Origin of the sequence: Maribellus luteus (genome assembly GCF_003576475.1) — a bacterium.
Lineage (GTDB): Bacteria > Bacteroidota > Bacteroidia > Bacteroidales > Prolixibacteraceae > Draconibacterium > Draconibacterium luteum.
In genome coordinates, this window is record NZ_QWGR01000005.1 from 135,690 (window position 1) to 148,514 (window position 12,825).

14 protein-coding genes are annotated in these 12,825 nt (G+C 44.4%); 5 read left to right on the top strand and 9 right to left on the bottom strand.

The annotated features are described in order from the left end of the window. The first annotated feature begins 304 nt into the window (after positions 1 to 304). Entirely contained in the window at positions 305 to 1,738 is a 1,434-nt protein-coding gene (locus tag D1614_RS10775; protein ID WP_119437938.1) for a sulfatase family protein, read from the top strand. A gap of 16 nt (positions 1,739 to 1,754) precedes the next feature. On the opposite strand, the gene D1614_RS10780 is transcribed toward D1614_RS10775, so the two are convergent. Further along, entirely contained in the window at positions 1,755 to 3,716 is a 1,962-nt protein-coding gene (locus tag D1614_RS10780; protein ID WP_119437939.1) for an ATP-binding protein, read from the bottom strand. A 137-nt stretch (positions 3,717 to 3,853) separates the two neighbouring features. On the opposite strand from D1614_RS10780, the gene D1614_RS10785 reads away from it, so the two are divergent. Then, positions 3,854 to 4,231: a thiol-disulfide oxidoreductase DCC family protein gene (locus D1614_RS10785; protein WP_119437940.1), complete on the top strand. Its 378-nt coding sequence runs from the start codon at positions 3,854 to 3,856 to the stop codon at positions 4,229 to 4,231. Here D1614_RS10785 and D1614_RS10790 read toward each other — a convergent pair. The 8 genes from D1614_RS10790 to D1614_RS10825 form a co-directional block, all read right to left on the bottom strand. After that, positions 4,218 to 4,760 carry a DUF4924 family protein gene (locus D1614_RS10790; protein WP_119437941.1) on the bottom strand — a complete coding sequence of 181 codons (543 nt, stop codon included), beginning with the start codon at positions 4,758 to 4,760 and terminating at the stop codon, positions 4,218 to 4,220. The two genes, D1614_RS10785 and D1614_RS10790, sit on opposite strands and share 14 nt — an antisense overlap. 160 nt (positions 4,761 to 4,920) lie before the next feature. Continuing rightward, positions 4,921 to 5,310, bottom strand: a complete 390-nt coding sequence (locus D1614_RS10795) for an RNA-binding S4 domain-containing protein (RefSeq protein ID WP_119437942.1) — start codon at positions 5,308 to 5,310, stop codon at positions 4,921 to 4,923. A gap of 5 nt (positions 5,311 to 5,315) precedes the next feature. Then, positions 5,316 to 5,879, bottom strand: a complete 564-nt coding sequence (gene pth, locus D1614_RS10800; protein ID WP_119437943.1) for an aminoacyl-tRNA hydrolase — start codon at positions 5,877 to 5,879, stop codon at positions 5,316 to 5,318. Between the two features lie 18 nt (positions 5,880 to 5,897). Then, a complete protein-coding gene (locus D1614_RS10805; RefSeq protein ID WP_119437944.1) occupies positions 5,898 to 6,527 on the bottom strand; it encodes a 50S ribosomal protein L25/general stress protein Ctc in 630 nt (209 codons plus the stop codon). 114 nt (positions 6,528 to 6,641) lie between these two features. Beyond that, positions 6,642 to 7,577: a ribose-phosphate pyrophosphokinase gene (locus tag D1614_RS10810; protein ID WP_119437945.1), complete on the bottom strand. Its 936-nt coding sequence runs from the start codon at positions 7,575 to 7,577 to the stop codon at positions 6,642 to 6,644. 102 nt (positions 7,578 to 7,679) lie between these two features. Continuing rightward, the gene (gene yihA / locus D1614_RS10815) at positions 7,680 to 8,285 is read right to left on the bottom strand and encodes a ribosome biogenesis GTP-binding protein YihA/YsxC (RefSeq protein WP_119437946.1); all 606 of its coding nucleotides are present in this window, start codon (positions 8,283 to 8,285) and stop codon (positions 7,680 to 7,682) included. Between the two features lie 42 nt (positions 8,286 to 8,327). Beyond that, the gene (locus tag D1614_RS10820) at positions 8,328 to 9,311 is read right to left on the bottom strand and encodes a type I phosphomannose isomerase catalytic subunit (protein ID WP_119437947.1); all 984 of its coding nucleotides are present in this window, start codon (positions 9,309 to 9,311) and stop codon (positions 8,328 to 8,330) included. A gap of 57 nt (positions 9,312 to 9,368) precedes the next feature. Beyond that, on the bottom strand, positions 9,369 to 9,668 hold the full coding sequence (locus tag D1614_RS10825) for a Dabb family protein (RefSeq protein WP_119437948.1): 300 nt from the start codon (positions 9,666 to 9,668) through the stop codon (positions 9,369 to 9,371). 114 nt (positions 9,669 to 9,782) lie between these two features. Between D1614_RS10825 and udk the strand changes: the two genes are divergently transcribed. The 3 genes from udk to D1614_RS10840 all read left to right on the top strand — a co-directional run bounded on the left by udk (position 9,783) and on the right by D1614_RS10840 (position 12,785). Beyond that, positions 9,783 to 10,397, top strand: a complete 615-nt coding sequence (udk, locus tag D1614_RS10830) for a uridine kinase (RefSeq protein ID WP_119437949.1) — start codon at positions 9,783 to 9,785, stop codon at positions 10,395 to 10,397. Further along, positions 10,397 to 11,119 carry a ribonuclease H-like domain-containing protein gene (locus D1614_RS10835; protein WP_119437950.1) on the top strand — a complete coding sequence of 241 codons (723 nt, stop codon included), beginning with the start codon at positions 10,397 to 10,399 and terminating at the stop codon, positions 11,117 to 11,119. Before udk ends, D1614_RS10835 begins: the two co-directional genes overlap by 1 nt. A 229-nt stretch (positions 11,120 to 11,348) precedes the next feature. Further along, positions 11,349 to 12,785: a DUF389 domain-containing protein gene (locus tag D1614_RS10840; RefSeq protein ID WP_119437951.1), complete on the top strand. Its 1,437-nt coding sequence runs from the start codon at positions 11,349 to 11,351 to the stop codon at positions 12,783 to 12,785. Positions 12,786 to 12,825: the final 40 nt, after the last annotated feature.

Consider the following 12,825-nt stretch of genomic DNA (forward strand, 5'->3'; position numbering starts at 1 on the left):
TTTTGTTGCCTAGATCCCGTAATTACTGACAAAAGAGTCGATAGATTCGGTATTACGCGCTAAGCGGATTCAAACCGCTAAGCGCTTTGTCCTTTTAACGGATCTGGAAGAGTTGTGCTACGGGTCGTTTTTCATAATGTGGTTGTTTTTGGTCGATCTGATTAACAGATGCTTAAACGTACCAAAAGGTTGCGTGCCCCACAATGTGTTTTGCAACATGGGAGCTGGCAGTTTTGTTTTTAGCCGGACATGATGCACAATAAACCTGTTTATTCTTTTTACTTTTAGAGGAAAATCTGAGGTTATGAATAAACTATTCCCGCTTCTACTCCTTGTTTTTGCCCTGGCAACTTCGTGCAGCCAGCACCAGCCGGAAAAAGACCGGCCCAATTTCCTGTTTATTTTTGCCGACGACATGACTTACGAAGGCATTCGCAGCCACGGTAACCCCGAGGTAATTACCCCCAACCTGGACAAGCTAAGCGAAGCGGGAGTCAGCTTCACGCATTCGTACAACATGGGAGGCTGGAACGGGGCGATATGTGTGGCCAGCCGGGCCATGTTAAACACGGGAAGATTTTTGTGGAGAGCGCAGGCGGCACAAAACAACTACCAGCCCATGAAAGACCAGGGGCAATTCTGGAGCCTGCTGCTGGCCAATGCCGGTTACGAAACCTACATGACCGGCAAATGGCATGTCTCGATTCCGGCCGACAGCCTGTTTATGCACGTAAGAGACATTCGTCCCGGGATGCCCAAAAGTGTCCCGGAAGCTTACAACCGGCCGCTTTCGCCGGCTGACACCACCTGGTTGCCGTGGCATACGCAATACGGCGGCTACTGGGAAGGCGGCAAACACTGGAGCGAAGTGGTGGGCGACAATGCCATCGATTTTCTGGATCAGGCGCAGGAGAGCGAAAAGCCTTTTTTTATGTACCTGGCTTTTAATGCTCCGCACGATCCCCGCCAGTCGCCGAAAAAATACGTGGATATGTATCCGGTGGAAAACATAAAAGTGCCTGAAAATTACCTGGAGCTGTATCCTTACAAAGACAGCATTGGCTGTGGTCCCGGCCTCCGCGACGAAAAACTGGCGCCCTTCCCCCGCACTGAATATTCGATACAAACACACCGCCAGGAGTATTACGCCATTATCACACATCTGGACGATCAACTCGGCAGAATCATTTCGCATTTAAAACAAACCGGGCAGGACAAAAACACCTACATCCTTTTTAGTGCCGACCACGGCCTTGCTGTTGGGCACCACGGCCTGGTAGGAAAACAAAACATGTTCGATCCCAGTATGAGAGTGCCGCTGATTGTGGTTGGCCCCAATATTCCGGAAAATGAGAAACGCGACATGCAGGTTTACCTGCAAGACATAATGGCTACCACCCTCGATCTGGCCGGAATTGAAAAGCCCGCATACATTGATTTTAACAGCCTGATGCCGCTGGTGAATAACGAAAAACAAAGCCCGTACAACGAAATATACGGCGCCTACATCAACCTGCAGCGCATGGTAAGAACCGACCGCTACAAACTGATTGTGTACCCGCGGGTTCCGAAAATACTGCTGTTTGACCTCGAAAAAGATCCGCTGGAAACTGTTGACTTATCGGAGCAGCCGGAATTTCAGGAAATAAAAGCACAACTGATTTCCCGCCTAAAAGAGCAGCAAAAACAAATGGATGATCCGCTGGACCTGCACACTTCCTTTCCGGATTTATTTTAACAGGAAAAAGGAGAATCTATTCGGCAACAGGAAGTGTGAAAGAGAAAACAGAGCCATTGTCAACCGTGCTCTCTGCCCATATTTCGCCTCCCTGAATTTCAACGAATTCCTTGCACAGCAACAAGCCAAGACCGCTTCCCTTTTCGTTGGCGGTACCGTTTGAAAACATAGTATTTCCGGTAACAAAGAGCCTGGCTAGCGCATCGGGTGCTATTCCTATCCCGGTATCTGCCACACTCACTTTGCAGAACGACCTGCCATTTCGGGTAACAACTTCTGACTGCACACTAACTTTACCGCCTTTGTGTGTAAATTTTATAGCATTCGATACCAGATTCCGAAGTACAGTATCCGTCAGTTGTTCATCTGCTGTGATATCAATTCCCTCTTCCAGATTATCTTCCAGCCGAATATCCTTTAAACGGGCGCTGGTTTCAAAACGATGAAAAACTACTCCATACGTCGATTTAAAATCTATTTTGGAAAATACTGGTTTTATTCCTCCCGATTGCGACAGCACCCACTTTAACAAATTTTCCAATAAAACATACAACTGATTTGCCGAGGTTTGTACACTCTTCAACAGGTCTCTTTTGGTTGGTTCATCCAGCTGATCATGCTCAGCCATCAGAATATCGATCACGCCTTTTTGTCCCGCCAGGGGGCTGCGCAAATCGTGCGCAATAATTGAGAAGAATTTATCTTTCGATGCGTTTAATTCTTTTAACTGCTGCTCCGATTCCTGTAGTTGCTTTTCCCGTTCCTTTGCTTTGGTTATATCGTTTGCGTTAAAAATAATGCTGTTGTGACCTTTGTAACTTATTCTGGCTGAGAACCATTTTTCCTTCCCTCTCAGAACAAGCCTGTATTCAACAATTTGCAGCTCCTTTGATTTTAAACACTTTTTTATGGCCTGCATGATGTATTCCGCTTCTTCCTGATCGAAAAGTTCGTGAATATATTTGCCGATCAATTCTTCCCGGGGCAAGATTAAATCGACCTCGTTTATTGCTGCAATTTTCAGGTATTTTCCTTTCGAATCCAGTTCAATAATTAAACTGTCCAGCGATGCAAAAATGGCCTTTAGTTCTTTTTCATTTCTACGGATTTTTGCCAAAGCATTCACAAAAAGCCAGATAAGAATACTGATGATGATTGCGCTGAATAACAATACGAGAAACATGGTTTTATCCTGATCGGCATACTTTCTCCATCCGGATACAGGAGCGGCAGCCAGTATCCATTTACCTATGGGCAGATCAACCGAAATAGTGACCGGGTTCTGATCAAAAATGGCAGGATCTCCCCAGAATACGTCTCCGTCATAGCCATCGCCGTTTACTCCCCTCAGCGCATACTTAAATCCATTCTCAGTGGTATTCAAATCCGCCTCATTTAAGAGTTCATCTTGCTTTATCACAATATCTGTAACTCCCCAGAAACGCTCCTGCCCTGACGTCGTTTTATCGAAAACAGGAGTATAACTGATGAAAGCAGTACCTCCTTCGACCAGTTCCACGGGACCTGCAATAAATGTGAGATGTGTTTCAATGGTTTTTTCCACGATCTTTTTACGCTCGGGATGTTCCAGCAAATTAAGACCAATGGCTTCCTCGTGCCCCTCCACCGGGTAAATATCAGTGATGATGCAGTCTTTCGACAGCGACATCGTGCCAATTACCGTATCGTTTTTAATGTATTCTTTGGCCAGTTCCGCAAATTCATCCTGAGAAATTTCAGGATTCAGTGAAACATAGGCAGCTACCCCACGGGTATAAAAAATGCGGGAATACAAGGCTTTTTCAAGTTTCGACTTTTTCCCCGAAACAACATCGAACAAACCTGCCCTTATATCTTTTTCCCACAGCCCCAGCTTGTAATTGGTAAAAGCGGAAATACCGGCCGCCAGTAAAATAAAAATCAATAAAGAGATAAGGGTTGGATGAAGATAATTCCTGAACTTTTTGAAAACTCGCATACAATCAGTTTTTCACAACGAAAGAGATGTAAATTAACTAAAAAATTACCGGTAGCGAACATATATTCATCATAATAATAAGATGATTTTGAGTTAAAATAAACTCAAAATATTCAACGCTGTTATAATTAGTAAATATGAGATTCGAAAAAAATATAATCCTTTTTGACGGGGTTTGCAATTTGTGCAACTACTCGGTAGATTTTGTGCTGAAACGGGATAGGCAAAAGCAGTTCTACTATGTTTCGCTGCAATCGGAGGAAGGAAAAAAGCTGGTGGAACACTACCGGATATCCCTGGATACCGACTCGGTTATTCTGATCAGAAACACGAAAGTATTTACTGAATCAGAGGCAGCCATTGAGATAGCCCGTATGTTGCCCGTGCCGTGGAAATGGCTGTCCATATTGCGATTTCTTCCGCGGGGGTGGAGAGACGGTCTTTACCGGTGGGTTGCCCGAAACCGCTACCGGTGGTTTGGAAAAAGAGAGAACTGCCGTATTATTCAAAACTGAATTCGTCGTTTTCAAAATCGCGGTAAAGTTTCGACAACCCGCCCAGCCATTTGCTGATTCGTTGGATGGCTTCCGTAGTATCAAGCGATATTTCCTTGTGCTGCATTTTTAGCAAGAGAAATCCATATACAGCGGTAATACCGATCTCCACATCGCTTTTTGCCTCCGGGTTTTTCTGGCTAAGTTCCTGAATCAGGCCGGCAACGGTTTTAAATGTTTGTGTATAGCCTGCATCTTTTCCGGTTTCCATCAGTTTCAGATGAAACTCATTCACATCGGCAATCAGGTTGGTCAAGAATTGCAGGTGGCCTTTTTCCCTGATCTGCTCGCGCTCCATCATCAGAATCAGGTTGGCGTACCAGTCGGTAATGGCAGCTTTTGTTTTTTCGTCGGCTTTGTAACCACTTACCAGGCGCTGTTCAATCAGTTCCATATCCAGTTTGAATGCCCTGATCAAATCTTCCACCTGGTACAGGTACAAAATGTACTCAACTATGTTTTCTTTTCTTTTTTGTTTGGCTACCAGCATATCTTGAGTTCTGTTTTAAAAAATTTAGTGTTCAGTGTTCAAAGTTGCTATGAAACTACGTACCGAAAAACTCGCGGCTCGAAGCTCATGGCTCACAGCTAATTTTAGCATTCAAGCACTCTCTCTCCCTCAATCCCTCAGTCCTTCAATCCTTCAATTCCTACTCCTCATCCCACCAGTCGAAGAATTCATCCAGGTCGCGCCGGTCCTTTTTAGTAGGTCGGCCGGTTCCCCTATCCCGTACGCTCCAGCGCATGTGCTTTTGCATTTCGAGTAAGTCGAGCTCTTCCTGCGGCGTAACGTCTTTTGCAAAATCAAACACCAGTTTGGCTCCCATGCGTTTTTCCGTCAGGTCGAGTACCTTAAACCACCGGGTAATCGGCGACTTCCGGACCTTCACGGTTTCACCTTTGTGGATTTCGCGCGAAGGTTTTACCTGCTGGTCACCCACCGAAACTTGTCCTTTGCGGCATGCTTCGGTAGCCTGACTGCGGGTTTTAAATATCCGCACAGCCCATAACCATTTGTCTATCCTGACTCCGCCTGCCATTCTTTCTACTTCTTGTTATACACATTCATGGTGCGATCGACCCCGATGGTTCCAAAACTCTGGATAATTTCGATGCAGTCGATAAACTTAAAAGGAAGTTCTTTCTGCTCCTCCTTGCTCCAGTCGCCCAGCACATAATCCACCTGAAATCCTTTCGGGAAACCGTCGCCGATTCCAAAACGCAGGCGTGCGTAGTCGTTGCGCCCCAACACCTGGTTGATATTTTCGAGCCCGTTGTGACCGCCTGCGCCACCTTTGGCACGCACCCGAATGGTTCCAAAGGGCAAAGCCAGATCGTCGACCAGCACCAGCAGGTGTTTAATGTCGATGTTCTCTTTTTGCAACCAGTAGTTGACTGCTCTGCCACTCAGGTTCATGTAAGTGGTGGGTTTTAGCAATACAAAAGTACGGCCCTTGAATTTGTATTCACATACAAACCCGTAACGGCCATCGTTAAAACTAATATTGGACGCCTCAGCGAGTGCGTCCAATATTTGAAAGCCAATATTATGGCGAGTATTTTTGTATTCTGGTCCTATATTACCGAGACCGGCAATTAAGTACTTCACACAAGTATCTTTAAAGGTTTATTCTTCGCTTGCAGGAGCTTCTTCTGAAGTTTCTTCTTCGTCATCGTCACCTGTTGCCAAAGCAGCACCAGCAGCTGATCTTGCAGCCCTTGTGATTGCTACACTAACTACTACGTTTGATTTTTGATCCAGAAACTCCACTTTATCCGATTTCAGGTCGGCTACTTTAATACTCTGTCCCAAACCTAATTTGGTAACATCGATATCAATTGTATCCGGCAGGTCGGCAGCCAATGCTTTCACTTTCAAACGACGCAGGTTGGTATTTAATTTACCCCCTACTCTGATACCTTTTGCGTGACCAAAGATTTTAACAGGAACAGCCACTTTAATTGGCTTGTCTTCAGCAATCTGAAGAAAATCGACATGAAGAATAACTTCTTCTACCGAATGCCACTGAATATCCTGCATGATTGCTTTGTATGTTTTGCCATCAATTTCAAGATCGATCAAAAATACGTTAGGAGTATAAATCAACTGACGCATTTCAGCAAAATCAACTGCGAAATGAATTGGAGTCTCGCCACCGTACAATACAGCTGGAGCTTTCTCTTCTGCGCGCAGTTTTTTGGAATCTTTTTTTCCAAGGGAAGTACGCAGTTCCCCTTTAATTGCTACTGATTTCATTGTAATAATTTAATTTAATAATTATGGTACTCAGCCCTTCCGTCAGCTGACGGACAAACAGCATGCATAACTACTATGCCTCTGCTTTCGGAAAAAGCGGTGCAAAAATAGGAATTATTTGTAATATAACGAACTTATTGACTGATTTTTATACACCCTGCGAATGGCCTCGGCAAAGGCATCGGCAGTGGAGATGTACTTGATTTTACTGCTTCCGGCATTGGGTTTTATCGAGTCGGTAAAATACACTTCTTCCAGTTCCGATTTTTCAATGCGTTCAACAGCCGGTCCTGAAAGCACCCCGTGTGCAGCAAAAGCTCTCACGGTACGCGCTCCTTCTTTTTTCATCAGGTTAGCTGCCTTTGTAATGGTACCCGCTGTATCGATGATATCGTCCACAATAATCACATCCTTGCCTTTTACCTCGCCAATCACGGTCATGTTTCCCACTTCGTTCGGACGCGCACGGGTTTTATGACAGATCACGATGCCGGTTTCCAGCATTTTTGCGTAGGTATTGGCACGTTTGGTTCCACCCACGTCGGGCGAAGCAATTATCACATCCTTCAAGCCCATTTTTTCAATAAACGGAACAAACAAGGTGGAAGCATACAGATGGTCTACAGGGACATTAAAAAATCCCTGAATCTGGTCGGCATGCAAATCCATGGTTATCAACCGGTCGACACCTGCCGTTGAAAGCAGATCGGCAACCAGTTTGGCACCAATCGAAACCCTTGGCTTGTCTTTGCGGTCCTGGCGTGCATAACCAAAATACGGAACCACAGCAATTACCTTGTAGGCACTTGCCCGCTTGGCGGCATCAACCATCAGCAACAATTCCAACAGGTTATCGGCTGAAGGAGGTGTTGACTGAACGATGAAAACATGCGATCCGCGAATGGTTTCTTCGTAACAGGGTTCAAACTCGCCATCGGCAAATACCGGGCACGATGAATGTCCCAAATCAACATCCAGACTGTCGCAAATCTTTTCGGTTAAATATCGGGTGGTTCTTCCGGTGAAAATTTTTAGTGGGTGATTTTTCATTCCCTATAGTTTTTTATTTGAATCCAATGAGGAATATGCCGCAAAGTTATAACTTTCGGGTCAATCTGTTTTATCCGGAAACAGTTTTGACACATTCAGCCATTAAATATTCCCGGCATTTTTGTTCACACTATCGATATAGCTTAGTATTTCTTCTTTCCCAAGGCCTGTTTCAGAGGATGATACCAAATAATGAGGCATCACTTCCCAGGTCTCAAACATTTTTTCTTCGTAAGCTTTCAGATTGGCTTCCAGTTCCACCGGCCTCAGTTTATCCGACTTGGTAAAAATAATACTGAAAGGAATCTGGCTAAGCCCCAGCCACTCCATAAAATCGAGATCGACTTTTTGTGCCGGATGACGCGAATCGATCAGCACAAACAGACAATACAGGTTTTCTCTTTTCAGAATGTAGTTGCGAAGCATTTTTTCCCATTTCAGCCGCTCGGCCTTGGGCACCTGCGCATAACCGTACCCGGGTAAATCGACCAGGTACCAGTTTTGGTCGATCAGAAAATGATTGATCAGGCGTGTTTTACCAGGCTTCCCGGATATTTTGGCCAATGTTTTCTTGTTGGTCAGCATATTGATCAAAGAAGACTTCCCCACGTTTGAACGGCCAATAAAAGCATACTCCGGGCGATTACCTGCCGGACATTTTTCGACATCAGTATTGCTTACTACAAACTGAGCTTCTTTGATCTCCATAAAGATATATTTGAATGATTCCTGAAGTTATAAATTATTCTGCTATTTGATGTAAACTTCCAGCAGTTTCACTTTCCCGTTTTTGGGTTTTAACCGTATTTCTTCCAGGCTGGCCGGAATCAAAACGGTTTCTCCCATTTCAACGGTTTCGCTTCCGCTTTCCGACACAATCTCGAAACTTCCTTCCATAGTCATGTAAATAACAAACGAATCAATGTCGTTGTAGTCCTTTTCAAGTTCACGGTCGAACTCAACAACGTTGGTGGTGAAATACGGACAGCTGACAATTTCGACAGCCTTGTTTAGTTCGGCCTGGTATTTTGCCTTGTATTCGCTCGAATACGAAAAATCGATGGCATCGAGCGCCAGCTCGGTGTGCAATTCACGCTCGTTTCCCTTGTCGTCTTTGCGGTTGTAATCAAAAATACGGTAGGTAACATCCGATGTTTGCTGTATTTCGGCTACCAAACAACCTTTTCCAATGGCATGTACACGCCCCGCCGGAATAAAAAATACATCGCCTACTTCAGCCTTGTCGTAATGCAGCAAGTCGGTAAGTTTTCCGTCATTAAAGGCTTTCAGATAATTCTCGCGATCCACTGGCTGGTTAAAGCCTGAATTGATCAAAGCGCCGTCTTCGGCACCGGCTACGTACCACATTTCTGTTTTTCCGTAGGCATTGTGCCGCTCTTTCGACAGTTTATCATCCGGATGAACCTGGATCGACAGATCATCCTGTGCATCAATGAACTTGATCAGCAACGGAAATTCCTGTCCGAACTTCTCGTATACTTTATCGCCCACCAGGTCGCCCATGTAAATTTCGATGATCTCGTTCAGGTCGTTTCCGGCCAGAAAACCATTGCTTACCACCGAAATATTACCTTCCACACCCGAAATTTCCCAGCTCTCGCCGCAATTGGGCAAATCGCCGTAATCTTTATTCAGGATGGTACGCATGCGGTTACCACCCCAAATTTTTTCGTGAAATATGGGTGTAAATTTTATTGGATATAAACTGTTCATGTTAACTGTTTTTATAGGAAACTAACCCATGGCGGCCAGTCATCCGGATTAAAAAAATTAGAAATTGAAATCGACAGCGGCCCGGGATTCTACAACTCCGCCAATGTAAGCGGCCACTTTCACATGCTCGGGATGAACCCTGTAAACGTCCAGTCCTTCCACACTTTCGAAATGTGTAATCAGCGCCAGATCAAAACTTTTTGAATCCAACTCGTAGTTCTCTCCTACCTCGATGTACTTCAACTCGTCAATTTTTCCTTTCAGTCCCAACAACATCGCCTTGACATTGGCAATTATCTGACTCTTCTCTTCGGCAGGATATGCTTTCAGTTTAAAAAGAACGACATGGTTAATCATTGCTGTCTATTTTTTGTAAATTGTGCTTTCAATGCTGCGAAATTAGTGTTTTCTTAGCACAAAAATTTAATCTTTCTGCTGTGTTTGGGAAAGATAACAATTAATTAGAGGACCATGCTGATCATTGGTATCGCCGGTGGAACCGGATCGGGAAAAACTACCGTGGTAAAAAAAATAAGTGAGCAATTCTCGAGAAACGAGGTTGCCGTGTTATCGCACGACTCGTATTACTACGATAACAGCCATTTAGCACTGGAAGAACGCCGCCAAAAGAATTTTGACCACCCTGACTCCATCGAGTTCGAGCTGATGATCGAGCATGTAAAAAAGTTGAAAGCCGGACAAGCGATCAATGAACCGGTTTATTCGTTTATTACCTGCACCCGCCAGGAAGAAACCAATCCCGTTGAGCCCAAACATGTGCTTATTATCGAAGGAATATTGTGCCTGACCAATAAAGTTCTGCGCGACTTGATGGATATTAAGGTGTATGTGGATTGCGATTCCGACGTTCGGCTGGCAAGAGTAATTCAGCGCGATATGGAGGAACGGGGCCGTGATGTGGAGCAGATTCTGACCCGTTATCATCAAACCGTTCGCCCGAGTCACCTTCAATTCATCGAGCCAACCAAAAGGTATGCTGATATTATTGTTCCGCAGGGTGGAAAAAATAAAATCGCCATACAAATTCTGACCAACCACATTCTGCAAACATTAAAAAATCAGTGATGTTACACAATTTAAACATCGAAGAGATTTTATTCCTCGACATTGAAACAGTACCTCTCGCACCTGAATATACCGAGCTTACCGAACGCTGGCAGGAATTGTGGGCACACAAAATGCAGTTTCAGATAAGCGCAGGAGAACCCGCAGATGCGCTGTATGAACGGGCAGGTATTTATGCCGAATTTGGCCGGATCGTGTGCATCTCAACCGGTTACGTGGTGCAGAAAAAAGGAGAACCTTATTTTAGGGTGAAGTCGTTTTACCATGAAGATGAGAAGTTGCTCATTCAGAACTTCTTCAATGCCTTAAACCGCTTTTCGAAAGCCGGGAAACGCAGACTTTGTGCGCACAACGGGCAGGAGTTTGACTTTCCATACATTGCACGCCGCGCTTTGGTCAACAACATCAACCTTCCGAAAGTGCTCGATATTGCCGGGGCCAAACCCTGGGAAGTAAAAGATGTGCTGATCGACACCCTCCAACTTTGGAAATTTGGCGATTACAAACATTATACTTCGTTGTCGTTGCTTTGCGAACTCTTTAACATTCCAACGCCGAAAGACGATATTGACGGAAGCCAGGTAGCCAAGGTTTACTGGGAAGACAAAGATGTGGACCGCATTATTCAGTACTGCGAAAAGGATACATTGGCGGTGGCCAACCTTTTGCTGAAATACAAAGGCGACCCCATTATTCCGTTCGAAAACCTGGAAAGCGTTTGATTACACAAACAAGCTTGGTGACACGGAAAACATGTCCATTTGCCAGGTTTCGTTTTAAATAAATGATTGACCGGCCAACAGAAATCCACTGTTCCGCTAAACTCCACAGGAATGTTAGCTGTTAATTAGTTAAAATTATCACAGAAAAAGATATTTGTACGTTCCATAGTGTATCGCACATTCTGATTTTTTCTACATTTCGATCCAAGTACAATAAACAATACCAACAATGGCAAAAAAGAGCGAACTATACCATTTAACGATTGCTGTACGCCGTTTTATGCGTTCCATTCTGAATATAAAAGACGGGACCGATATAGAATCGACCATTGCAGGAATTAAACGCGATATAGGTTTTCGAGGCCCAACCGCCTGGATTCTCATTTTCTCCATATTCATAGCGTCCATCGGGCTGAATGTCAACTCAACAGCCGTTATTATCGGCGCCATGTTAATTTCACCCCTAATGGGACCGATCCTCGGAATTGGCTTATCCATCGGTACCAACGATATTGAAACACTGATTCGTTCCTTAAAAAACCTGGGGATTGCGGTTTCCATATCGCTGATAACTTCCACTCTGTATTTTATGATCACCCCGCTGAACATTGAGCAATCGGAGTTGCTGGCGCGCACCGAACCCACCATTCTGGATGTGATGGTGGCACTGTTTGGCGGCTTTGCCGGGATTGTGGCAGGTTCGAGAAAGGAAAAAACCAACGTAATACCGGGTGTGGCCATTGCTACCGCCCTGATGCCTCCTTTGTGTACCGCAGGTTACGGACTGGCTACCATGAAGATGAGTTATTTTCTCGGAGCTTTTTACCTGTTCTTTATCAACTCTGTCTTTATCAGTCTTGCAACCTTCCTGGTAGTCAGGTACCTAAAATTCCCGGTTGTTTCGTACATCGATCCGGTAAGGATAAAAAAATACCGGAACATATCCGTTTCGTTTCTGATCGTGACGATTATTCCCAGCGCCATCATTTTTTACAAGGTGATACAGGAAACCCGTTTCAATATTGCTTCGGAAAATTTCATTAAAGAAAAAGCCGTTTTTGCAGGCAGTGAGCTTATCAACAAGAAAATTTCCTACTCCGATTCTTTATCCACGATCGACCTGTATTACATCGGGCAGGAGATTTCGGATGAGAAAATAAGTTTTCTGCAAAACATGCTCGCCAACTATGGTCTAAGCGGGCAAAAACACTTTTCAATCACCAAAAAAACACAGGTAAGAGTTCACCAGGACAAAGACAACAGCGCGGCTTTCGAACAAAAAATGGCGGATTTGAGTTCTGATCTCCGGCTAAAAATTCTGGAAGATATTTATGCCAAAAATGAACAACTCGTGCAGGACAAGGAAACAAAAATCAGGCTGCTGGAGCAGGAAGTATTGCGCTTAAGCAAACGCGACACCTTCCCTTTTCAGCAAATTGACACGGAGTTAAAATTTCATTTCAGTAATATCGACAAATTTGCTTTTGCCGAAATAACACAACTAAGTTCAAGAAAAGACTCGCTTGTTTTTGATACCATCCCTACGTTACTTGTGAATTACAAAGAATCGGTTGCAGGGAATCAAATTCACGAAGAGAATAACAAAATAAACGAGTGGCTTCGGATCCGGTTTAATAATCCCAAGATATCTGTTATTAATTATTAGAAAATTCTCCGCGCATAGAAATACGCTGGTTCTGTTCTGA